This is a genomic window from Abyssibacter sp., from assembly GCF_964229365.1.
In the GTDB taxonomy this organism is placed as follows: Bacteria; Pseudomonadota; Gammaproteobacteria; order Nevskiales; family OUC007; genus Abyssibacter.
On record NZ_CAXRDQ010000046.1, the window covers coordinates 1 to 20041 of the forward strand.

The window sequence follows — 20041 nt, forward strand, 5'->3', positions numbered from 1 at the left end:
TGGATGCCGCCACCCTCAATCCGCTGGGCGCCACCGCGGTCGGCGGTGTCGAACGGTTGGCCGGGCAGGCCGGGGCCGCGCAGAACGTCGAGTCGCTGCGCGAGGCGGCGCTGGCGTTCGAATCGCTGTTCACCCAGATGATGCTGCAGTCGATGCGCGCGACCGAATTCGGTGACGACCTGACCGGCAACAGCGGCGGCATGTACCGCGACATGCTGGATCAGGAGGTGGCCAAGAGCATCAGCGCCGCCGGCGGGCTGGGGCTGGCGGACATGATGATCGAGCAGTTCCAGCGCCAGGCGGGCATGAGCGGTGTGCGCGCGGCGCTGCCGTTGTACACCGACGCCACCGCGCGTTCGCCGGCCGGCCAGGATGCCGGCTTCGAATCGCCCGAGGCTTTCGTCCAGACACTGGCGCCGATCATCGAGCGCGCCGCTGGCAAGCTGGGAGTGGACCCGCGCTTTGTCATGGCGCAGGCCGCGCTGGAAACCGGTTGGGGGCAGTCGATTCCGGCCGATGCCGGCGGACAGTCGAGCTTCAACCTGTTCGGCATCAAGGCGCAGAGCAGTCAGCGCAGCGTGGACGTGATGACGCATGAATACATCGGCGGACACCGGGTGAATCTGAACGACAGCTTCCGGGCCTACGACTCCTACGAGCAGAGCGTGGAGGACTATGTCGCCTTCCTGCAGGCGCAGCCACGTTATGCCACGGCGCTGGCGAACGCGGACGACGGTGGCCGCTACGCCGAATCGCTGCAGGCGGCCGGCTACGCCACCGACCCGGCTTATGCCGACAAGCTCAAGCGGATCGCCAACGGGCCGATGATGCAGTCATGGACCGCCGATCCGCCGCCTTCCGGCCCGCAGGGGGCCACCTTGAATCTACCGCCGCAGGCTGCGGCATCGGGCGCGTGACATGAGTGATCTATTCAGTATCGGCTCCTCGGCGCTGCTGTCCTACCGGCGGGCGCTGGATACCATCGGCCACAACGTCGCCAACGTGGACACCGTCGGTTACTCACGGCAGCAGGTGACCCTGTCGACCCGCACGCCGACCGCCACCGGTCAGGGCGTTTACGGCAATGGCGTGTACGCCAGCACGGTGACGCGCAGCGCCAGTGATCTGGTGCAGCAGCGTCTGGTCAGCGGTGCCAGCCAGGTCGGGTACTTCCAGATGCAAAGCGAACTGGCCGTGCGGCTGGATTCGCTGCTGTCCGACAGCAGCCTGTCGGTGGGGGCGGGCCTGGACGGTTTCTTCACCGCGGTGGAAGCCGTGGCGGCCGACCCGACCTCCACCGCGGCGCGCCAGTCGCTGCTGGCGGCGGGCGAGGATTTTGTCCGCCGGATCGGCACGCTGTCGCATCAATTCCAGGCGCTGGATGGCGAGCTGGCGTTCGAGTTTGAATCGGCTGTGGCATCGACGAATGGGCTGTCATCGCAGATCGCGGATCTGAACGAGCAGATTGCACTGGCGACGGGCCGGTCGGGCGGTAACCCGCCGAACGACTTGCTGGACCAGCGTGATGAGCTGATCCGTACGCTGGCCGGCGAGCTTGATATTCGCACCGTGATGTCCGACACCGGCGAGCTGAACGTATTCGCGCAGTCCGGCCAGGCGCTGGTGCTGGGAGCGCAGGCCTACTCGCTCACCGTGGTCGATGATCCTCTGGGCGGCAGCCTGCCGCAGCTGGGCATCGAAACCCAGGGCGGCGTGGTCAACATCAGCAATCAGGTCGGGGGCGGCCGGTTGGGCGGGATTCTCGCGGCCTCCGATGGCCTGAGCGCCACGCGGGGGCAACTCACCCAGCTGGCGCTCGGAATCACCGAGCAATTCAACGCCGTGCACGCCCAGGGCATGACGCCGGATGGCCAGGCCGGTGGGGCGGTGTTTTCATCGGCCAGCATTGGGGTGCAGGCGCACGCGGCGAATAGCGGCGGTGCCGGCCTGACCGTGAGCGTGGCCGATCCGGGAAACCTGCCGGGCCATGATCCGGAACTGCGGTTCGACGGCAGTCAATGGCTGCGCGTGGATGGTGGCACGGCCGTGGCCCTGTCCGGCGCTGGCACGGCCGATGATCCCCTGATGATCGATGGTTTGAGCGTGGTGGTCGGCGGCACGCCGGCAGCGAATGACCGCTTTCGTGTGGACCTGGGCAGTGCGCTCGGCGCGGTGCGCATGCAGCTAAGCGATCCCGATGGCATTGCCGCGGCCGGTGCCCTCAATGTCGAGGCCTCCGCCACCAATACCGGCACCCTCGCCGTTGATCAGGTCACGGCGGAGCAGGGCGATGCGGCGGGGTTCGGGGCGGCGGCCAGTCTTGTGTTCACGGCGCCTGATCAGGTTTCGATCGATGGCGGCGCCGCGGTCCCCTATGACGCACAGACCGGCGTACTGGTGAACGGTACCCGGCTGACATTCACCGGTACACCGGCCGCTGGTGACCGCTTTGATCTGTCGCCCACGGGAGCTGGCTCGGCGGACAACCGCGCTGCACAGGCGCTGGCCGATCTGGCCGGTTCCAGTTGGATGCGCGATGGTCTGGATCGCCCGGCAGATGCCGCGGCCCGGCTGGTCAGCACGGTGGGCAACCACGCCGCGACCGCCGAGGCGGCCTATGCGGGCGCCCAGACCATCCAGTCCGCCGATCTGGCGGAACAGGATGCGATTTCCGGCGTCAATTTGGATGAAGAGGCTGCCAATCTGATGCGCTTCGAGCAGGCCTACCAGGCCGCGGCGCAGGTGCTGTCGGTGGCCTCTGGGCTGTTCGACACCCTGTTGTCGGCGGTGAGGAGATAGACCATGCGCATTTCTACCCAGGCCTTTCAGACCCGAACCCTGGAGATGATCCAGCAGAAAACCGCCGAGATCGCCAAGACTCAGGCGCAGATCGCCTCCGGCGAACGCCTGACCCGCGCCGGCGATGACCCGGCTGCAGCGGCGCGCGGCGTGGCGCTGGATTCCGCGTTGGAGCAGATCGCGCGCTACCAGTCCAGCATCGGTCAGGTTCGCGAGCGCCTGATCGGCGAGGAGGCGGCGCTGGACGAGCTGACCGGGGTGCTCAACACGGTGCGTGAACTGACGATTCAGGGCGGCGGCGCCGCCATGGATGCCTCGACCGCGCAGTCGCTGGCCGAGCAGCTGCGCGCCCAGATTGACGCGGTGTACGGCATCGCGAACCGTCAGGATGCCGATGGCAATGCCCTGTTTGCCGGCACGCGACAAACCGGTCAGGCCTTTGCGGCGAGCGGTTCAGGCGCCAGCTACCTGGGCGACGCACAGACGCGGTCGATCCGCATCGGGCCGAATCAGTCGCTGGCCGATGGTCACACCGGGGGCGACGTGTTCATGGCCGTTCCGGCGGCGATGGCGGTGACCGCCGCCGCGGGCAACACCGGTACGGCTTCGCTTGGCCAGTTGGCGGTGGATACCGCCGCCAGCCCGGCCGGTCTGCCCTGGAGCGTCCGCTTCGAAGCCGGCAACTGGACAGTGGCCGACGAGGGCGGCAATACGCTGGGCAGCGGTGTCTATACCCCCGGCGAAAGCTTCACCGTGGACGGCGTGACGCTGGGTTTCGACGATCAGCCGGCCGACGGTGACAGCTTCGCGGTGCTGCCCGGTGGGCAGCAGGATGTGTTCGCCACGCTGGACCAGATCGCTGGAGCCCTGGCGGCTTTCGATGGCTCCTCGGCCAGTCGTGCGCAATTGACCACCGCGCTTTATCGCGGATTGGACAACGTGGAATCCGCCACCAAACACGTGATCGATCTGCGGGCGTCGGTAGGCAACGGCCTGCAAACGCTGGACCGGGCCGAGGATTCGCATGAAGGCGTCGCGGTGGAACTGATGGGCACGCTGTCGGACCTGCGCGACGTGGACATCGCCGAAGCCGCCAGCCGATTGTCGCTGCAGATCACCGCGCTGGAAGCCGCGCAGCAGACGCTGGTGAGGATGCAGGGGTTATCGCTGTTCAGGCTGTTATAGCGCCGCTTGAATCCGGGGGCATGGCAGGGCAACCATGGGGGAACGCGAATGGTGTTTCTGCCTCAGCCTGTGCGCTTGTCCACGCCCGCCATCACCGCCAAGCCCATCCCGGATGCGCTGTACAAGCCGTTCAAGGCGTCTGCGCAGGCCGGTCACCGCGGGATCAACCGCGAGCGAATCCATCGGCTAGAGGCCTCACTGACGCCACAGAACGTATCCGCGCGGTCGGTTATTGCGTCAGCGCGGTTGCTTCGTGACCGGGTGGATGCCGGGCGGCTTGATCCGATCGATTTCCAGCGAGCCAAGCGGGAAGGCCGCGGATAGTCGTCGTGGAGACCAACACGATCGCGTATCTGTATCGGCCGGCAGTCGAAACCCTGGACGCAGCGTTGCCGGATCTGGCTGTGGCAGCCCGGCAGTCCGTGGAAGCGGCGGCCTGAGGTCCGACCGGTAGCCGGTAGAATGAGCGGCTTTCCATGTTGACCCGTGATCGCGTGACCACCGACCAGCCCGCCGACCCCAAGCCCAATCCGCCCGAGAAACCCTTGCCCTTCGACTGTTGCGAAACGGGTTGTGATCCTTGCGTCTGGGACATGTACGCCGACCAGCAGCGGGCCTACGAGCGCGCGCTAACCGCTTGGCGGCAGCGAAACCCCGCCGCGGGCTGATCGCCGCACAGCTGGCTTAGGGTGTCGGCGTCGTGTCCGGTTCAGGCGCGGTGGCGTCCTGGGATCGAAAAATCTCCAGACGTCTCGCCGCGAAGGGCACTGCGTCCAGCAATTCGTCGATCCAGGCGAAATAGTTGTCGTGAATGCAGGTGGGAACCAGGGATTCGTCCTCGCACATCGCCGGTTTCTTGCCGTCCTGATTGCAGATGCCTTTGAGCTCCCGCCGCGTGAAGCAGGGCTTCTCATCGAGGTTTTCACTCTTCTGGAAGTGGACGTGCACGGTGGTTTCGGCGATCTCGATCCTGACCCAGACCTCGTGCTTGTCACGGATATTGTTGTAGGCGAGCAGCGCATCCGCCTGCTCGTCCACCCGCTCCCATTCCTCGATCACCAGCGCCAGCTTCACCGCATTTGCCAGCATGCGCGGTTCGACGGACTCAGCATAGTCGCGGCTGATGGTTTGCTGGAGGCGTTCTGGTGGTTTTGCGGTGGCCGCTGCGACCGCGGCGAGGCAAATCACGCCCAGGATCCATCTCGAATACATCATCAATCGTCATTGTTCAGTCATGAATCACCAGTCTAACGGCGATGGTGACCGGTGTGGCCAGCCCGCGATTGACCGGGCCTGCGCCTAGCCGCCAGTCGACGCCTGCACCCCCGGCAGCGCCGCCGCGCCGAGGCCGCCGAGCAGCCAGGCCGCAGCGATGGCCGCGCAGACCTTGAGGATTTGCTCGCTGCGTGAACTGCCGCCGTGGTCGTGGTGGTGAGCGTGGCCGCCGCCGCTTTGTTTGCCCGACCACCACAACCAGCCCAGCGCAGCGCTCACGGCGAGGAAGATCAGGTTCAGCACGAAGCCGTAGTTGAGCTTGAACAGGTCGCGTTGCTGCCCGCCGCCTGACCCGCTGCCGCTCTGGCCTTGCGGCAGCAGATCCAGTGCCATCAGCCCGTAGTGCATCGCCAGCGATACCACGACCAGCCCGGACAGCAGCATCACGAGGATGTAGAGCGCCATTTTCCAGCCGTAGTACTGGGCGTTGATGCGCAGTACGGGGAGCACGACCAGATCGGAAAAGATGAACGCCATGACCCCGGCGAAGCTGACGCCGCGCTCGTAGAGCAGGGCGGCGAGCGGGATATTGCCCATGGACCCGATGAACGTCGCAAAGGCTGCGAACGGGCCGATCAGGGTTTGTGCCAGCACGGCGCCGAAGCCCGGTTCGCTGCCGCTACCGGAACCCACGAACAGCGTTTCGAAAAAGGCATCCGGTACAAACGCGGCAATGATGCCGGCGATGGTGAAGCCGATCAGCACGTCCTTCCAGACCATCTGCCATTCCATGACATAGGACTGGCCGATCGCCTGCCAACCGTCGCGTGATTGCAGCTTGTCCCAGGCTGAGCGGACGGCATGGCCATCCTGTTGCTCGTCGCCGCCAAGACGCTCGCGAACACGTTCCACCAGGCGACGGGGCCGGGTGATCTTGATGAACAACCAGGCGAAGCCGATCAGCAGCAGGCCGCCGACATACTCGCCGACGACGAAGTGCCAGCTGAGGAACAGCGCGATGACGATGCCGAGTTCGATGACCAGGTTGGTCGAGGCGAGCAAAAACGCCATGGCCGGTGCCAGGCCCGCGCCTTTCTGGAACAGCGCTCGGGTGGTCGAAAGCGCGGCGAAACTGCAGGAACTGGAGATGAAGCCGAACGCCGTGCCCAGCAGCATGCTGCGAGGGCCTTCCTTGCCCATTAGCCGTTGCATGCGGGTTTGGGTGACCAGCACCTGGATCAGGCTGCTGATCAGGTAGCCGAGGGCAAAGGCCCAAAGCGCCATCCAGAAAAAGCCGGTGCTGGTGAGCGCAGCCTTGGCCCAGTTCTGCAGAAAACCGTCCATGTCGAACTCCAAGCTGCCGACATGTGCTGCGGATGCGTCCCTGCCTCCGCGTCTGAATTCACATGCGGTCTTATACCGACAAGACGGACGGGGCTGTGTTCCCGTCTGGTTTTATGGCGTGGTCGGTGGTTCGATCCAGACCGGCGCGGCGAAGGCCAGCGATTCGCCGTCGGGGTTGTTGACGCGCAGGTAGTACCAGCGCCGGGTGTCGCCACTGGTGACCGTGGTGCTGAGCTGTTCGGTCGCCGATTCCGCGATGACCTCGCCGGCACTCGTGACCAGCTGCAGGGTGCCCGCGAATGGCCCGCCGGCGGTATGTCGCACGCTGGCCGTGATCGGAACCGCGGTGCCGGGTTCGCATTGCAGTTCACTGCCCATCGGATGGTCGGCGGCCTGGAACGCGATCTCCAGATGCGTGCCGGCAACCTGGGCGTAGGTGCGGCGGGCGCTCCAGGCCTCACGAAAGGCGGCTTCGCTCAGATCGGTGGCCAGGGTCACCGTCTTGGCGAGGCCGTCGCCGCCCCAGTCCGTGCCGTGTTCGTCTTCCGAGCCGATCGGAGACAGCCGCCAGCCTCGGTCCAGCGCCGTGTGGAACGAGTCGACATAGCGGTCGCGACGGCCACCCCCGTTGTAGAGCTCCATGCCGAACATCTGCTCCACCACGGCCGGCACCAGCTCGAACTGGTACCAGTCGCAGCCCGGATCGTCGTCGGCCAGGCACTTGTCGGTGGGATGGTTGAAATGTGCGAGCCCGTCAGCGCCGCCGCCAAAAGGCACAGGCGCCGTGGCGCTACCGCCGGCGCCAACGGCATCCGGTGCACGGCTCAACCAGCTCCAGAAGGTCTCCAGCGTGGCGAAGTACCCGCCGTCGGTCTTGGCGTTGGAGAAGTTCTGCGAGAAGTAGACGTTGATGTGGCCGAAGCGGTCAGACGTCCACTCGAAGCCGCGGATCGCCAGAAAGTCGTCATCCGATGCGGCGGCAATCTGCTCGGCCGTCGCGCTCCACTTCGCCAGACTGTCAGTCCCGGCCGGCGTCAGGCAGGTTAGCAAGCCGTCCGGTGTGGTGAAGCAGTCGCTACCGACCGAGATGAAGACGCCCGCATCCAGCGTGTCGGAGTGATCCGATGCGCCGACGAACGAGTTGCCGCGTTCTTTGGCCTGCGCGAACACGTCTGCCGGCACGCTGAGGATGTCGCCATCCGAATAGCTTGTGTGCTCGTGCATCGTGCCCTCGAAGTACCGAAGGGCGGTGGTCGGTGTGCCGGCGTACGGCGCACAGGCCACGGTATCCGGGGGCTCGGTGGGCGTGTCGACAGGCGGGGCGGTGGATTCGGGTGTGGAACTGGTTCCACAACCTGCGCACAGCACCACGAGGCCGGCGACTGCCCAGCGGGTAGCGTGGTTCGGCATGGTTGATTTAGGGTGATTGCGAAGCCGCGAAAGCCTAATGCTGATGCGTGAAACGCGCGTGACAGCGGGACCGGTTTCGAAACTCAAACGCCGCTTTCGTCCAGGGTGATCGACACGTGCGTGCCGTCCTCGTCGTAGGACGGGCAGCCGCCCACAAATCGGTTGTACTCGGCTTCGACTTCCTGTGGTGTCAGCTCGTAGCCGTCGGCCGATGCGCCGAATGTCCAGGTGCCGGGCTCGGTGCCGAAGGAACAGGGCAGCACGCAGTTCAGCGCATTGCCGTCTAGGGTGATGTTGGTCGAGCGCCCGGCGGCGATCGATTCGGCGCTGATCGCGTCGCCATCGATGGCGAAGCCGGACAGCACGATCTCGCCGATGGTGGCATCGGTGGTGGTGCCGGACGCGTCGTCGATGTGCAGCACTTCGTCGTTCGCCAGGTTCACGCAGGCGCCGACGGTGCCGGAATCTTCACCCCCTTCGCAGCCGGTGACGAGCAGCGCGCCGCCGAACACGAGCGTCAGGGTGGTTCGATGAAAGAGGGTGCGTGGCATTCCGGGTGACAGCGTCGGAAGTGGATCAGCAGTTTAGCAGCGCCCGCCGCGGGGCTTGATGGGGCGAACCCGGTGAACGGGTTGGGATGCGGGCGGCGCACCGCGCACAATAGGCGCCCCCATCCCCAACCAAGGAACGCGCGTGAGCTCAGTCAAAGCCTATGCCGCTCAATCCGAAACCTCCGGTGTGCATCCTCACGACATCGAACGCCGTGCACTCCGGCCGGACGACGTGGCCATCGAGATCGACTATTGCGGCGTATGCCACACCGATATCCATTTCGCCGAGAACGACTGGGGCGGCACGATGTACCCCGTGGTGCCTGGGCACGAGATCATCGGGCGCGTCACGGCGGTCGGCGATCAGGTCAGCAAGCACCGCGTGGGTGATCAGGTGGGCGTGGGCTGTATTGTCGATTCCTGCCGTAGCTGCGAGCCCTGTCAGCGTGGTCTGGAGCAGTACTGCGATGCCGGCATGGTCAGCACGTATAACGGCATTGATCGGCATGACCAATCGGTGACCTACGGCGGCTACTCCGAAGCCGTGGTCGTGCATCAGGATTTCGTCCTGCAGATTCCCGACAAGCTGAGCCCCGCCGCCGCCGCGCCGATTTTGTGCGCCGGCATCACCACCTACTCGCCCTTGCGGCATTTCGGAGTCAAGGCGGGCGATCAGGTGGGCGTGATTGGCATGGGCGGCCTCGGGCACATGGGCGTCAAGTTCGCCAAGGCCATGGGCGCGGAGGTGACGATTTTTACGCGCTCTGAGAGCAAGCGGGCCGAGGCCAAGGCCCAGGGTGCGGATCACGTCATCATCTCGACCGATCCGGCACAGATGAAGGCCGCGCGCAGCCGATTCCACTACCTGCTGGACACGGTCCCGGTGCCGCACGACCTGAATCCCTATCTGAACTGCCTGAAGGTTGATGGCGTGCACATCATCGTCGGCCTCATGGAGCCGGTGGACCCACCATTGATGGCGGGCGCTCTGGTGCGCAAGCGTCGCGTGCTCGCAGGCTCGCTCATCGGCGGTATTCCCGAGACCCAGGAAGTGCTGGACTTCTGCGCCGAACACGGCATCGAATGTGACGTGGAAATGCTCGACATCCAGAACATCAACGAAGCCTATGCCCGTATGAAAAAGGGCGACGTGAAGTACCGCTTCGTCATCGACATGCAGTCTCTGAAGGCCGCCTAGGAAACATCTATGAGCAACAACATCACAGCTATTCCGTTCACCCAGATGGACGGAACGCAGGCCACGCTCGGCGACTACGCCGGCTCCGTCGTGTTGATCGTCAACGTCGCGTCCAAGTGTGGGCTCACCCCACAGTACGATGCGCTGGAAACGCTATACGAGGACAAGCGCGGCGAGGGACTCGTCGTGCTGGGCTTTCCGGCGAATAACTTCGCCGGGCAGGAACCCGGCACCAACGAGGAAATCGTCGCCTTCTGCAAAGGCCGGTTCGGGGTGCAGTTCCCGCTCGCGGAAAAGATCTCCGTCAAGGGGCCGGACATCCACCCGCTGTACTCGGCCCTCATCGAGGCGCAGCCAGCCGCCACCGCCAACGACCCCAGTGAGCTGATGGCCAAGCTGGACGAGCACGGGCTGGGGCCGGAATCTGCCAGCGACGTCGCCTGGAACTTCGAAAAATTTCTAGTGAATCGTAGCGGGGAGGTCGTCGGGCGTTTCGCACCCGATATTCCGCCGGAAGATGATCGCGTGCTGTCGGCGATCGACGCCGCTCTGAGCTAGCTGGTTCGGGTCGCGGCCGTGTTGGCCGTGGCCCGTTTCCACCCGCGCGTTCACGGGCCGTGGACGGTTCTGCGGTTCCGCAACCATTTCACCGTATCGGGGATATCCCAGCGCAGCGACAGCAGGTCGCAGGCCAGCAGCACGGTCAGAAAGTAGCGGTAGCCGGCTGCCAGCGTCACATCCGAAAAGAACAGCAGGGACGCGAGCACCCCGACGAGTGGTGTCCAGCACAGCACATGCGGGATCGCCATGGCGGTGGTGAAACCGCGGTCCCGCCACAGCGGAATGATGTTGAGCGCAATGCCTGCGATGGCGAGCGCGGCCACCAGCGCGGAGCCTGGATGCCCGAGAAAGGCGAGCGTGGCGAAGTTGACCGGTGCCAGGATCACGACGATCCAGATCCGTACGCGCAGCGGAAGGCACTGGAAGCTTCTCCACAAGGCCATCAAGAAACGCATGGGTTTTGGCAACACTCAGGTATGGGCGGGACGCCGACGGCTCGAATATACGCTCAGGGTCGTGACGGCCACCAGAATCAGTGCCATCCCCAAGACCTGCAGGCCGGCGAGCCCCTCGTCAAGGACCAGAACCCCGAACAACGATGCCGTGACCGGCTCGACCATTGCCACGATTGACGCGACGGCCGGCGCGGTGTGCTTCAGGCCGATGACATAGAGCACAAATGACAATCCGGCACCGAGCACGCCGAGACCCAGGAACAGCGGCCAGCGCGACGACGACAGCACAGCCGCGGTCTGGCCCGCATCGCCCGGCCAGATCAGTGCCACGCCCAGGACCAGGAAGGCGACGACCAGAATGGCCTGCGGGCTGCCATGCGGTGCAGCGAACTTGAGGCCGAAAATGAACACGGCGTACGACAGCCCCGAAAGCAGGCCGGCGCCAGCGCTGATTAGCGAAACGCCGCCACTCCGGATGTCGTAAACGTCCGTGAGCAGAACAACGCCCAGCAGCACCAGTGCGATGGCGGCCCACTTGAGCGGGCTCGGGCGTTCGAGCCTGAGCACGAACGAAGTCAGATAAACGAACACCGGCGCGCAGTACATCAGCGTGGCCGCCACCGCGACGCTACCTTCGGCAATACTCAGGAAGTAAAAGGCGAAATTGCCCGCCACGCCGAGGCCGGCCAGCGCAGACCAGCCCCAAAGCCGTGGATTGCTAAGGCCGCTGCCGCGCGGTCGCAGCGCCAGCCACAGAAGCACGCAGAGCAGGCCGATTGCGCCCCGGTAGAACGACACGACGAACGGGTCCCAGCCGTCGTCCATCAGGATGCCGCCAATGCCGCCCGACAGCCCCCAGCAGAGCGCCGCCAGCATCACCAGGGTTGTACTCGCGAGCCTCATGCCATTCCTTGTGACCGCCACGTCGGAAAATCGAATTGATCTGCCTTCGATCACGAGCCGACGCGGCCGTTCCAGATCGGCGCCGTTCGGCGGCACAATGCAGGTGATCGTGGCTGCTGGGTCAGCTGCCGCGACGCAGTGTCAGTGTCTCCGGCCCAGGTTACGCTGCGTGTCATGACCGACCATCGGGCACTATCCTGAAATTGCTGTCCTCCATGGACGGCTGGTCAGAACACCAAGGTGAATGAGAGGGTGTGATGCGACGATTGATGATGATGGTGCTGGTGCTGGCGGCTTTGCCCTTAGGCGCCTGTACCTATCGTTCGATCTACGAGGGTTCGGAATCCTGGCGTTCGGAGGATTGCGACAAGCTGGACGAGAGTCAGCGGGTCTCTTGCGAGGCGCAGGCCGAGATGTCGTATGAGGAGTACCAGCAGCTTCGCGAGGAGGAACTGCGGCCAGACTAGGCGCCGCCGCTGATCACCAGCGCAGCAGAATCGAGCCCCAGGTCATGCCGCCGCCAACGCCTTGCAGCATGACGTTTTGCCCTGTTTGCACCCGGCCATCGCGGACGGCGGTGTCCAGCGCGAGTGGCACTGAGGCGGCCGACGTATTGCCGTGGCGGGCGACCGTGGTGACGACCTGGCTCATCGGCAGTTTCATGCGATCGGCCGTGGCGTTGATGATGCGCATGTTGGCCTGGTGTGGGATGAGCCAGTCCAGCTCATCGGCGCTCATGCTGTTGTGGCTCAGGGCTTCCTGGGCGCATTCGCCGAGCACGCGAACGGCCAGCTTGAAGACGGCCTGGCCGTCCATTTCCAGATAGGGGTTGCCGCGAACCTTGCCTTCGGCGATGCCGCCGGTCACCCGGAGAATGTGGGCGTAGCTGCCATCGGCATGCAGGTGGCTGGAGTAGATGCCCGGCTCGTCGCTTTGCTGGATCACGACCGCGCCGGCGCCGTCACCGAACAGCACACAGGTGCGGCGGTCGTTCCAGTCGAGCAGGCGCGAGAAGACCTCGGCTCCGACGACCAGCGCGCATTTGTGCGCGCCGCTGGCGACCATCTTGTCGGCCGTGGCCAGCGCGTAGATGAAGCCGGTGCATACGGCCTGGACGTCGAATGCCGCGCCCTGTTTGACGCCGAGCTTGGCTTGGAGAATGCAGGCGGTGGACGGAAACACCATGTCCGACGTGGTCGTGGCGACGATGATCAGGTCGATATCGTCGGTGGTGACGCCGGCGGATTCCATCGCGCGTTCGGCCGCACGCAGGGCGAGATCGCTGGTGGATTCATGGTCGGCGGCCACATGTCGGGCCTCGATGCCGGTACGCGAGACGATCCAGGCATCGTTGGTGTCGATGCGGGATTCCAGCTCGGTGTTGGTGACGATGCGTTCCGGCAGGTCGCTTCCGGTGCCGGTGATGCGGGAATAGCGCAACGCGTGTGTCCTGAAGTCGAATGGCGGGCCGGCCAGGGGCGCTAGCAGGCAGTGGGCATAGTGAACGGTTTAGGGCGTGGTTGCCACGCTCTGGTTACGAAGCTCGAGGTAGCGTTCGATGTCGTCGGTGAACTTGCGCCGCGTTGCGGTTTGCTCTTCTTCGAGCCCGCTCACGCTGCGCAAGCTGTTGACGAGGCTGGATTCGTATTCGGCGATCTGCTTGTTCAGTTTTTCGGGTATTTCGCGATTTGCGTCGGCGGCTTTCTTGCGCCGCGCAATCAGTGTGGTGAGGGTCTTCTCGGTGTCGGCGACATTCTTGCGCGCGAGTTCCAAGCGGGAGCCGAGTAGATTAAGCCGGTCGTCACGCACCGCCATGAGATCGGCCACGCTGTTGTAGGACGAGAGCAGGTATCGGTCGTAGCGTGCCTGCTCTTCGACGCGTTTGACCTCGAGCGCGGCCGCATCAGCAGCGGCTTGTTCCGCGGCGACCTCTTCGACGGTTTTTTCTCGCTCTTTCACGTCCACGACCACGCCGCGTTCGTTGATCTCGGCGCGCTCCGTCTTGGCGTATCGGGGTGGGATGCGATCGCCGTAATGGATCTGACCATTCTCGTCGACCCAGCGGTAAACCTTTTTCTGCGCCAGGCCGGTGCTGGCCACGCCAAGCAATAGCAACAATGTGAGCCATCGGGTCATGCCAGTCTCCGGTCGCGTTCTGCGTATCAGCACATTTCGCTAGTTGGTATCGGCTGTCTATCGGGCGCCAGAAAGCTGCTCCGCGCATCGGGTGAAAACAGTCGTGCTTCGGAATAGTGGGTGAGCATGATCCGGCTGTCGCGCAAGCGTGGGTTTGCAGCGAGAAACGCGGCCGCCGATCGGCTCGGCGGTGACTGCGCCATGAAGTGGTGAACGGCCAGCATCCAAGCGCGGGTTAGCGTCACGTGAAATTTGTCTGCGGGCAGGCCGTGGCGGGCGAGGTAGCCGCGGATGGCCTGAACGATTCGCTCTTGGGCGCTGTTGACCGGCTGCTCGCAGAGATAGATGTAGGCCAGCCGGATATGGGCAGCGTGGTCGAAGGCGTCGGTGGGCCAGTCACCCGACTCGAAAGCCGTGCGGAATTTGCGATCCGCCGCTGACACCTGATGCGCTGAATGCTGTTGGATGTGTTGCTCCCCCGCCATGCGCGCTAACTCGCTTTGGCCGCACCTGCGCCATATTCTCCGAGATGACGGCGAATCGCATCCGCCGCGCCGGGCTGGCTGGTCTCGATGGTGTTGGCCACGTCGGCTGCGGTGAACAGTGATTGCACGCCGATCTGCTCATGATCCGCCAGGCTGGCCAGCGGCGAGCGACCGTCCGGGCCGGCTTCCTGCCGGTCCAGGGCGACGACTGCCAGGACGGGCTGCCCGCCGGCGGCACGCACCATCTCAATGGCCTGACGAATCGCGGTGCCGGCCGTGACGACATCGTCGACCAGCGCGATGCGGCCGGTGACGGGGGCGCCCACCAGGTTGCCGCCCTCGCCGTGGCTCTTGGCTTCCTTGCGGTTGTAGGCAAAGGCCACGGAGCGGCCGCGGCGCGCCATGACCACGGCAATGGCCGCAACCAGCGGTATGCCCTTGTACGCCGGGCCGAAGAGCACGTCGAACTCCGTGTCGATCAGCAGATCGGCATAGGCTTCGGCCGCCTGCATCAGCGCCGCGCCGTTATCCAGCGCGCCGAAATTGAAGAAGTAGGGGCTCGGTCGCCCCGACTTCAGCGTGAACTCGCCCAGCTTGAGGGCGCCGCGCTCCAGCGCGGTGTGAATCAGGGTTTGGGCGGCGGGGGTCATGATCGGGTCGTAGCCGGTGCAAAGCTGAGCTTCTATGATAACCAGTGTTTCCCTTATCCATTCCCAACGCGCAGAACGCCATCGCGATGACGGACGGCGCTCGACGTGTCCAGACCCTCATACTCCATGCGCATCATTTCGCTGAACGCCAACGGCATCCGTGCCGCGTCCCGCAAGGGCTTTTTCGACTGGCTGCCGAAGCAGAACGCGGATGCCGTCTGCATTCAGGAGACCAAAGCGAAGATCAATCAGCTGGATGCGAGCTTCTTTCCGGAGGGTTGGCACGCCTATTACTGCGATGCGAACAAGCCGGGTTACAGCGGCGTGGCCTTGTATACGCCGCACCAGCCGGACACGGTGCACTGGGGCTTGGGATTCGATGAATTTGACGCCGAGGGCCGGGCCATCGAGGCGCGCTTCGGCAATCTGTCCATCGTGTCGCTTTATCTGCCCAGCGGCTCGTCGGGTGATCACCGGCAAGAATCCAAGTGGCGCTTTCTGAATCTTTATTTGCCGCGGCTGAAAGCGATGATGGCCGATGGGCGCGATTACGTGCTCTGCGGTGACTGGAACATCGCGCACCGGAACATCGATCTGAAAAACTGGAAGTCCAACCAGAAGAATTCCGGCTTCCTGCCGGAAGAGCGTGCCTGGCTGGATACCCTGTTTGACGATGTCGGCTGGGTGGATGCGTTTCGGGTCGTGAACCAGCAGGAGGACCAGTACACCTGGTGGTCGAATCGAGGCCAAGCCTGGGCGAAGAACGTGGGCTGGCGCATCGATTACCAGATGGTCACGCCGAGCCTGAAGCAGGCCATCCGCTCCACGGCGGTCTACAAGGACGAGCGCTTTTCCGATCACGCGCCGCTGACCATCGACTACGACTGGTCGATCCGGTGACGGGGGCTGCCGAACCTCGCCGCGGCTGGCTGGCCGCGCTGGCGGTTTATCGCAACCCGCGGGTGATCGGCATGGCGTTTCTCGGTTTTTCTGCCGGGTTGCCGTTTCTGCTGGTGTTTTCCACGCTGTCGGCCTGGCTACGGGACGAGGGCGTGAGCCGCACGGCCATCGGCTTTTTCTCCTGGGTGGGCATCACCTATTCAATCAAGGTGTTCTGGGCGCCCATCGTGGATCGGCTGCCGGTGCCTGGGCTGACCACCGTGCTCGGTCAGCGCCGAGGCTGGATGTTGCTGGCGCAGATCGGAATCGCGGTGGGCCTGGTCGGCATGTCCATGGTCGATCCGCAGGCCTCGCTGGCCTGGGTGGCGTGGCTGGCGTTGTTGGTGGCGTTTTCGTCGGCCACACAGGACATCGCCATCGATGTCTATCGCATCGAGGCCGTGCGCCGCGAAATCCAGGCCGCGATGGCGGCGACCTACATCTTCGGCTACCGGGTGGCGCTGCTCGTGGCCGGTGCTGGCGCGTTCTATGTCGCTGACTTCGGTTCCTGGACGCTGGCCTATCAGGTCATGGCTGCCTTCGTCGGCGTCGGCATCATCACCACGCTTTGCATCGCCGAGCCGGAGCGGCAGGTGGATCGTGTGACCGAGATTCTCGAAGCACGCATGGGTGGCGCCGTGGTCGGCTCGCAGGCGCCGTCGCGACTGCGACAGGCGGTGACCTGGTTTGCCGGCGCGGTGGTCGGGCCGTTCGTGGATTTCTTCCGCCGCAACGGCTGGCTGGCGCTGACGATTCTGTTGCTGGTGGCGATCTACCGCGTGTCCGACATCACCATGGGCGTGATGGCGAATCCGTTCTATCTGGACCTGGGCTTCTCCAAGTCCGAAATCGCCAGCGTGACCAAGGTCTTCGGCTTTTTCATGACCATCGCCGGCTCGTTTCTCGGTGGTGTGCTGGTGGCGCGTTACGGGCTGGGCGGCCCGCTCGTGGCCGGCGCGGCGCTGGTCGCGGCGACGAATCTGCTGTTCGCGTTGCTCGCCGGCATCGGGCCGGATCTGCAGTGGCTGGTGGTGGTGATCTCGGCAGATAACCTGGCGGGCGGACTGTCGAATGTCGTGTTCATTGCCTGGCTGTCCAGCCTGACCAGCACGGCGTATACCGCGACGCAATACGCGCTGTTTTCCTCGCTGATGACCTTGCCGGGCAAGATTGTCGGTGGCTTCTCGGGCATCGTCGTCGATGCCTCCGGCTATGCGCCGTTCTTTCTCTATGCGGCGGTGATCGGCACGCCTGCCATCATGCTGTCGATCTACATGTGGTGGCGGAGTCGGCGCGAGCGACCGGAGGGAGATGCGACGGCGGAGGAGGCGGCAGCGTGAGGCGATTGTGCAGGCTGGCGGAACTGCCGGACCCCGGCAGCGCGCGCTTCGAAATGCCCGAGCACCCCTACGGTTATTCGCTATGCGTCGTGCATTCGAACGGGCAGGTCCATGCCTACCTGAACAGTTGCCCGCACACGGATTCGCCGATGGATTGGACGCCGGGTGACTTTCTGAGCAGCGACCGGCAGTACATCCAGTGCTCGTTGCATGGCGCATTGTTCGAGGTGGACGGGGGGCGCTGCGTGGCCGGACCCTGCCGCGGGGACCGCCTGACACCCGTGCAGGTTTATGTTGAGAACGGCCTGTTGATGCTGGGCGAGTCGTTCGATTGAAGCGACATCGCAGGAGAGACGAATGAGTGAAAATACCTACAGCAGCTACCTGCACCTGGACCAGCTGCTTTCGGCGCAGGACTGCGCCACCGAGGCGGATAGCGAGCTGTTGTTTCTGACGATTCATCAGGCCAAGGAGCTTTGGTTCAAACTGATGATTCATGAGCTCGAAGGTGCCCGGCGCGCGTTGTATGCCGGCGACGAGATGCGGGCTTACAAGATTCTGTCGCGGGTGCATCAGATCCAGCTGGTGCAGATCCGAACCTGGGACGTGCTCTCGACGCTGTCGCCCACCGAGTTTCAGGTGTTTCGCGAAAGCGTGGGCCGTGACGGCGCCTCCGGATTCCAGTCAGTCCAGAATCGCGAGATCGAGTTCCTGCTGGGCGAAAAGCAGCGCATTCGCAGCTTCGACACCGGCGAGTCGGTTCGCGAGGTCGACGTGATCGCGATGCATCGCGACCCGGCCGTGCAGGAAAGGCTCACCCGGCGTTGCGCCGAGCCCAGCATCTACGACGCGGCAATTCATCTGCTGTCACAGCGGTTTCCGCAATCCGGCATCGCGCCGCGCCCGGAGCAGGGCGGCGACTACAGCGATGGGCGCGCAAGCGATCCGGCCGTGTTCGCGACCTGGAAACGGATTTACGACGATCAGGGCGAATACATGTCGCTGTTCCAGCTGGGCGAGCGCCTGGTCGATCTGGAAGACGCTTTCCGGCGCTGGCGCTTCCGGCACCTGACCACGGTGGCGCGGGTTATCGGCCGCTCCACCGGGACCGGTGGCTCGGCCGGGTTGCGGTATCTGCAACAGACCGCCATCGAAGGCATGGAGGATTTTCTGTTCCCTGAACTGTGGCAGGTGCGCAACGCGATCTTCGAGGGGCAGTGACCGCGCCGTCCCGATCAGCCGCTAACGTGGGTCAATGAAACGTTACATCGTGCAATGTAACGTTCCGGATAATTCTGGCATAGTTCACGGCCCGGGTTTGCTCCATGCAATCCGGTCAAAACGCATGGATGGAGGCGAAAGACACCATGAAGACAACGACTGTTGACGTACTCGTCATCGGGGCCGGCCTGTCCGGTATCGGCATGGCTTGCCACGTGGCCAAGGAGTGCCCGAGCATGAGCCTTGCGATTGTCGAGCGCAGGCAACGGCTGGGCGGCACCTGGGATCTGTTCCGTTATCCCGGCATTCGGTCCGATTCCGACATGTTCAGCTTTGGATACAAGTTCCGGCCCTGGCACGCGCTCAAGGTGCTGGCCGATGGTCCGTCGATTCGCGAATACATCGGAGAGACGGCGCGCGAATACGGCGTCGAGGACCACATCCACTACGGTCTCAAGACGGTGCGCGCGAACTGGAACAGCGCGCGGCGCCGCTGGCTTGTGACCGCGACGAACGAAGCGGCCGGCGAAGACGAGCAGTTCGAGTGCCGGTTCCTGATTCCCTGCACCGGGTACTACAACTACGACCACGGTCACATGCCGGACTTTCCGGGCGCCGACGCGTTCAAGGGTCAGCTCATCCATCCACAGCACTGGCCGGAGGATCTGGACTACACCGGCAAGCAGGTGGTGGTCATCGGCAGCGGCGCAACATCGGTGACCCTGGTGCCAGCAATGGCCGGCAAGGCGGCGCATGTGACGATGTTGCAGCGGTCGCCCAGCTACATTTTCAGCGTTCCCGGTTTCGACAAGCTATCCGAGACCCTGGGCAAGGTGCTGCCGTCTTCGGTCGTCTACGGCATGGCGCGCAAGCGGAATATTGTCCTCCAGCGCCTGATCTACAAGGCGGCGAAACGCTGGCCGGCGGCCACGCGCAAGATGCTGCTGTCCGGCGTCAGGCGCAAGCTCGGAAAGAACGTCGACATGTCGCATTTCGAGCCCAGCTACAACCCCTGGGATGAGCGCCTGTGCGCGGTACCGGATGGTGATCTGTTCGACACCCTACGCAGGGGCGATGCCTCGATTGTCACCGACCATATCGAGACCTTCACCGAATCCGGCATCCGGCTGAAATCCGGTCGCGAGCTGGAAGCCGACATCATCATCTCGGCCACCGGCCTGGAACTGCAGATGCTCGGCGGCATGGACTTGCAGATCGATGGCGAGAGCAAATCGGCCAGCGAGCGCATGACGTACAAGGGTGTAATGGTCGAGGACGTGCCGAATTTCGGCTACATCTTCGGCTACATCAACGCACCGTGGACGCTGAAGGCGGATCTCGCGGCCGAGTACCTGTGCCGGTTGCTGCGTCACATGGACAGCAACAACTATGAGGTGGTCGCGGCCCACGATGACGACGGCGTTCGCGTGCCCGGCGAGTCGATCATGGACGAACTGGCCTCAGGCTACGTGCGTCGGGGCGCACAGGGTTTGCCGCGCCAGGGAACGAGGCTGCCGTGGCGGGTGTTGCATAACTACGAGCGTGACTGCGACATGCTGCTGAAGGACCCTATCGAAGATGGCGTGCTGCGGTTCGAGGCCGCGGGCACCGTGCAGGCGGGCGAGACGGCGGCGGCTGCCTGATCGGTG

At 64.4% G+C, this 20041-nt stretch carries 23 protein-coding genes; 13 read left to right on the plus strand and 10 right to left on the minus strand.

The window, feature by feature from the left end; all coding sequences use genetic code 11:
- The 5 genes from flgJ to ACE1EY_RS07725 all read left to right on the plus strand — a co-directional run.
- The coding region (flgJ, locus tag ACE1EY_RS07705) for a flagellar assembly peptidoglycan hydrolase FlgJ (protein ID WP_370299872.1) at positions 1 to 917 on the plus strand (917 nt) is incomplete at its 5' end.
- 1 nt (position 918) lies between these two features.
- Complete coding sequence (gene flgK, locus ACE1EY_RS07710; protein WP_291512214.1) at positions 919 to 2799, plus strand: flagellar hook-associated protein FlgK; 1881 nt, start codon at positions 919 to 921, stop codon at positions 2797 to 2799.
- Between the two features lie 3 nt (positions 2800 to 2802).
- Positions 2803 to 3984 carry a flagellar hook-associated protein FlgL gene (gene flgL, locus ACE1EY_RS07715; RefSeq protein ID WP_291512215.1) on the plus strand — a complete coding sequence of 394 codons (1182 nt, stop codon included), beginning with the start codon at positions 2803 to 2805 and terminating at the stop codon, positions 3982 to 3984.
- A gap of 48 nt (positions 3985 to 4032) precedes the next feature.
- The gene (locus ACE1EY_RS07720) at positions 4033 to 4308 is read left to right on the plus strand and encodes a hypothetical protein (protein ID WP_291512216.1); all 276 of its coding nucleotides are present in this window, start codon (positions 4033 to 4035) and stop codon (positions 4306 to 4308) included.
- 152 nt (positions 4309 to 4460) lie between these two features.
- Positions 4461 to 4652, plus strand: coding sequence for an oxidoreductase-like domain-containing protein (locus ACE1EY_RS07725; RefSeq protein WP_291512217.1), 192 nt, complete (start codon positions 4461 to 4463; stop codon positions 4650 to 4652).
- 16 nt (positions 4653 to 4668) lie between these two features.
- Here the strand turns inward: ACE1EY_RS07725 and ACE1EY_RS07730 are convergent, their stop codons facing one another.
- From ACE1EY_RS07730 to ACE1EY_RS07745, 4 genes are all read right to left on the minus strand, one after another.
- Positions 4669 to 5199, minus strand: a complete 531-nt coding sequence (locus ACE1EY_RS07730; protein WP_291512218.1) for a hypothetical protein — start codon at positions 5197 to 5199, stop codon at positions 4669 to 4671.
- Positions 5200 to 5283: 84 nt separating this feature from the next.
- Complete coding sequence (locus tag ACE1EY_RS07735) at positions 5284 to 6543, minus strand: permease (protein ID WP_291512219.1); 1260 nt, start codon at positions 6541 to 6543, stop codon at positions 5284 to 5286.
- Between the two features lie 111 nt (positions 6544 to 6654).
- Positions 6655 to 7953, minus strand: coding sequence for a hypothetical protein (locus ACE1EY_RS07740; RefSeq protein WP_291512220.1), 1299 nt, complete (start codon positions 7951 to 7953; stop codon positions 6655 to 6657).
- 83 nt (positions 7954 to 8036) lie between these two features.
- Positions 8037 to 8504: a hypothetical protein gene (locus ACE1EY_RS07745; RefSeq protein WP_291512221.1), complete on the minus strand. Its 468-nt coding sequence runs from the start codon at positions 8502 to 8504 to the stop codon at positions 8037 to 8039.
- 142 nt (positions 8505 to 8646) lie between these two features.
- Between ACE1EY_RS07745 and ACE1EY_RS07750 the strand changes: the two genes are divergently transcribed.
- Both ACE1EY_RS07750 and ACE1EY_RS07755 read left to right on the plus strand, forming a co-directional pair.
- Positions 8647 to 9702 (plus strand): NAD(P)-dependent alcohol dehydrogenase, encoded by a 1056-nt coding sequence (locus ACE1EY_RS07750; RefSeq protein ID WP_291512222.1) that lies wholly within the window; start codon positions 8647 to 8649, stop codon positions 9700 to 9702.
- A gap of 9 nt (positions 9703 to 9711) precedes the next feature.
- Positions 9712 to 10260 carry a glutathione peroxidase gene (locus ACE1EY_RS07755; RefSeq protein ID WP_291512223.1) on the plus strand — a complete coding sequence of 183 codons (549 nt, stop codon included), beginning with the start codon at positions 9712 to 9714 and terminating at the stop codon, positions 10258 to 10260.
- A gap of 50 nt (positions 10261 to 10310) precedes the next feature.
- Here the strand turns inward: ACE1EY_RS07755 and ACE1EY_RS07760 are convergent, their stop codons facing one another.
- Together ACE1EY_RS07760 and ACE1EY_RS07765 are read right to left on the minus strand one after the other, a co-directional pair.
- The gene (locus tag ACE1EY_RS07760; RefSeq protein WP_291512224.1) at positions 10311 to 10706 is read right to left on the minus strand and encodes a hypothetical protein; all 396 of its coding nucleotides are present in this window, start codon (positions 10704 to 10706) and stop codon (positions 10311 to 10313) included.
- Between the two features lie 27 nt (positions 10707 to 10733).
- The gene (locus ACE1EY_RS07765; protein WP_370299874.1) at positions 10734 to 11621 is read right to left on the minus strand and encodes a DMT family transporter; all 888 of its coding nucleotides are present in this window, start codon (positions 11619 to 11621) and stop codon (positions 10734 to 10736) included.
- Between the two features lie 257 nt (positions 11622 to 11878).
- Between ACE1EY_RS07765 and ACE1EY_RS07770 the strand changes: the two genes are divergently transcribed.
- Complete coding sequence (locus ACE1EY_RS07770; RefSeq protein ID WP_291512226.1) at positions 11879 to 12088, plus strand: hypothetical protein; 210 nt, start codon at positions 11879 to 11881, stop codon at positions 12086 to 12088.
- A gap of 13 nt (positions 12089 to 12101) precedes the next feature.
- On the opposite strand, the gene ACE1EY_RS07775 is transcribed toward ACE1EY_RS07770, so the two are convergent.
- The 4 genes from ACE1EY_RS07775 to pyrE form a co-directional block, all read right to left on the minus strand.
- Positions 12102 to 13061, minus strand: a complete 960-nt coding sequence (locus tag ACE1EY_RS07775) for a beta-ketoacyl-ACP synthase III (RefSeq protein ID WP_291512227.1) — start codon at positions 13059 to 13061, stop codon at positions 12102 to 12104.
- Between the two features lie 69 nt (positions 13062 to 13130).
- The gene (locus tag ACE1EY_RS07780) at positions 13131 to 13757 is read right to left on the minus strand and encodes a DUF4124 domain-containing protein (RefSeq protein WP_291512228.1); all 627 of its coding nucleotides are present in this window, start codon (positions 13755 to 13757) and stop codon (positions 13131 to 13133) included.
- 26 nt (positions 13758 to 13783) lie between these two features.
- Positions 13784 to 14242, minus strand: coding sequence for a hypothetical protein (locus ACE1EY_RS07785; protein ID WP_291512229.1), 459 nt, complete (start codon positions 14240 to 14242; stop codon positions 13784 to 13786).
- Positions 14243 to 14247: 5 nt separating this feature from the next.
- The gene (pyrE, locus tag ACE1EY_RS07790; protein ID WP_291512230.1) at positions 14248 to 14892 is read right to left on the minus strand and encodes an orotate phosphoribosyltransferase; all 645 of its coding nucleotides are present in this window, start codon (positions 14890 to 14892) and stop codon (positions 14248 to 14250) included.
- A 126-nt stretch (positions 14893 to 15018) separates the two neighbouring features.
- Here pyrE and ACE1EY_RS07795 point away from each other — a divergent pair, with 126 nt between their 5' ends.
- The 5 genes from ACE1EY_RS07795 (at position 15019) to ACE1EY_RS07815 (ending at position 20035) form a co-directional block, all read left to right on the plus strand.
- Positions 15019 to 15792 carry an exodeoxyribonuclease III gene (locus ACE1EY_RS07795; protein ID WP_370299883.1) on the plus strand — a complete coding sequence of 258 codons (774 nt, stop codon included), beginning with the start codon at positions 15019 to 15021 and terminating at the stop codon, positions 15790 to 15792.
- On the plus strand, positions 15789 to 17171 hold the full coding sequence (locus tag ACE1EY_RS07800) for an MFS transporter (RefSeq protein ID WP_370299875.1): 1383 nt from the start codon (positions 15789 to 15791) through the stop codon (positions 17169 to 17171). The genes ACE1EY_RS07795 and ACE1EY_RS07800 overlap by 4 nt, the downstream gene beginning before the upstream one ends.
- On the plus strand, positions 17168 to 17506 hold the full coding sequence (locus tag ACE1EY_RS07805) for a Rieske 2Fe-2S domain-containing protein (protein WP_291512233.1): 339 nt from the start codon (positions 17168 to 17170) through the stop codon (positions 17504 to 17506). Before ACE1EY_RS07800 ends, ACE1EY_RS07805 begins: the two co-directional genes overlap by 4 nt.
- 22 nt (positions 17507 to 17528) lie before the next feature.
- The gene (locus ACE1EY_RS07810) at positions 17529 to 18392 is read left to right on the plus strand and encodes a tryptophan 2,3-dioxygenase family protein (protein ID WP_291512234.1); all 864 of its coding nucleotides are present in this window, start codon (positions 17529 to 17531) and stop codon (positions 18390 to 18392) included.
- 146 nt (positions 18393 to 18538) lie between these two features.
- Positions 18539 to 20035, plus strand: coding sequence for a flavin-containing monooxygenase (locus ACE1EY_RS07815; RefSeq protein WP_370299876.1), 1497 nt, complete (start codon positions 18539 to 18541; stop codon positions 20033 to 20035).
- Positions 20036 to 20041 lie beyond the last annotated feature (6 nt).

What these genes read in the sequence shown, in the direction of transcription:
- flgK (WP_291512214.1), top strand. Translation starts at nt 919, where the DNA reads ATGAGTGATCTATTCAGTATCGGCTCCTCGGCGCTGCTGTCCTACCGG.
- ACE1EY_RS07740 (WP_291512220.1), bottom strand. Translation starts at nt 7,953, where the DNA reads ATGCCGAACCACGCTACCCGCTGGGCAGTCGCCGGCCTCGTGGTGCTG.
- ACE1EY_RS07795 (WP_370299883.1), top strand. Translation starts at nt 15,019, where the DNA reads ATGCGCATCATTTCGCTGAACGCCAACGGCATCCGTGCCGCGTCCCGC.
- ACE1EY_RS07745 (WP_291512221.1), bottom strand. Translation starts at nt 8,504, where the DNA reads ATGCCACGCACCCTCTTTCATCGAACCACCCTGACGCTCGTGTTCGGC.
- ACE1EY_RS07735 (WP_291512219.1), bottom strand. Translation starts at nt 6,543, where the DNA reads ATGGACGGTTTTCTGCAGAACTGGGCCAAGGCTGCGCTCACCAGCACC.
- flgL (WP_291512215.1), top strand. Translation starts at nt 2,803, where the DNA reads ATGCGCATTTCTACCCAGGCCTTTCAGACCCGAACCCTGGAGATGATC.
- ACE1EY_RS07760 (WP_291512224.1), bottom strand. Translation starts at nt 10,706, where the DNA reads ATGGCCTTGTGGAGAAGCTTCCAGTGCCTTCCGCTGCGCGTACGGATC.
- ACE1EY_RS07770 (WP_291512226.1), top strand. Translation starts at nt 11,879, where the DNA reads ATGCGACGATTGATGATGATGGTGCTGGTGCTGGCGGCTTTGCCCTTA.
- ACE1EY_RS07730 (WP_291512218.1), bottom strand. Translation starts at nt 5,199, where the DNA reads ATGATGTATTCGAGATGGATCCTGGGCGTGATTTGCCTCGCCGCGGTC.
- ACE1EY_RS07815 (WP_370299876.1), top strand. Translation starts at nt 18,539, where the DNA reads ATGAAGACAACGACTGTTGACGTACTCGTCATCGGGGCCGGCCTGTCC.
- ACE1EY_RS07765 (WP_370299874.1), bottom strand. Translation starts at nt 11,621, where the DNA reads ATGAGGCTCGCGAGTACAACCCTGGTGATGCTGGCGGCGCTCTGCTGG.
- ACE1EY_RS07785 (WP_291512229.1), bottom strand. Translation starts at nt 14,242, where the DNA reads ATGGCGGGGGAGCAACACATCCAACAGCATTCAGCGCATCAGGTGTCA.
- ACE1EY_RS07780 (WP_291512228.1), bottom strand. Translation starts at nt 13,757, where the DNA reads ATGACCCGATGGCTCACATTGTTGCTATTGCTTGGCGTGGCCAGCACC.
- ACE1EY_RS07810 (WP_291512234.1), top strand. Translation starts at nt 17,529, where the DNA reads ATGAGTGAAAATACCTACAGCAGCTACCTGCACCTGGACCAGCTGCTT.
- ACE1EY_RS07720 (WP_291512216.1), top strand. Translation starts at nt 4,033, where the DNA reads ATGGTGTTTCTGCCTCAGCCTGTGCGCTTGTCCACGCCCGCCATCACC.
- pyrE (WP_291512230.1), bottom strand. Translation starts at nt 14,892, where the DNA reads ATGACCCCCGCCGCCCAAACCCTGATTCACACCGCGCTGGAGCGCGGC.
- ACE1EY_RS07755 (WP_291512223.1), top strand. Translation starts at nt 9,712, where the DNA reads ATGAGCAACAACATCACAGCTATTCCGTTCACCCAGATGGACGGAACG.
- ACE1EY_RS07725 (WP_291512217.1), top strand. Translation starts at nt 4,461, where the DNA reads ATGTTGACCCGTGATCGCGTGACCACCGACCAGCCCGCCGACCCCAAG.